Origin of the sequence: Fulvivirga kasyanovii, assembly GCF_009711405.1 — a bacterium.
Lineage (GTDB): Bacteria > Bacteroidota > Bacteroidia > Cytophagales > Cyclobacteriaceae > Fulvivirga > Fulvivirga kasyanovii.
This window is the reverse complement of the sequence record NZ_SMLW01000070.1, coordinates 1-461: the sequence shown is the minus strand read 5'-3', so window position 1 is coordinate 461 and position 461 is coordinate 1. Positions and strand designations below refer to the sequence as shown.

Here is a 461-nt window from a genome sequence, read left to right as displayed (position 1 = left end):
CACTTATCCATTTGAAGCTACAGTGGTCTACCCACATTTTGGAGACGTTCATTAAAAACACCCCGTCAAGGGCTTCAATAATATGTGGATTAACGTCCCAGACCTTGAGGTTTCTCATAATTACGTTGCTGTTTCCATAATTAAACAGCATAACACCTCGCAATGAAGCTCCTTTTCCCATGCCTATAATACTTTTATTGGATTTGATCCAAATCCTGCGTTCCCACTGCTCTACTTCTTTTGTGGTTGTTTCTTTTCCAGGGCATTTACCGTTACTTTTCCAGTATCCGTTATAGCCTCCACTTGTTATGGTGTTCACATCACATGCCTGATAGCATACTTTTACTTTTCTTCTGTCTCTGAGATCAATGATTCCCTCCGGTACTAAAATGATTTTTGCCTCTTCTGATTCGGCTTCCTTTATTAACTCCTCTGCCGAAGTTACTTTCACTATTTCAGCA

Annotated in this window: 1 protein-coding gene; it reads right to left on the bottom strand. The window is 40.1% G+C overall.

Annotated features, from left to right (window positions below):
* On the bottom strand, positions 1–461 hold a 461-nt coding region (locus E1163_RS00085), incomplete at both ends, for a pectate lyase family protein (RefSeq protein WP_221417856.1).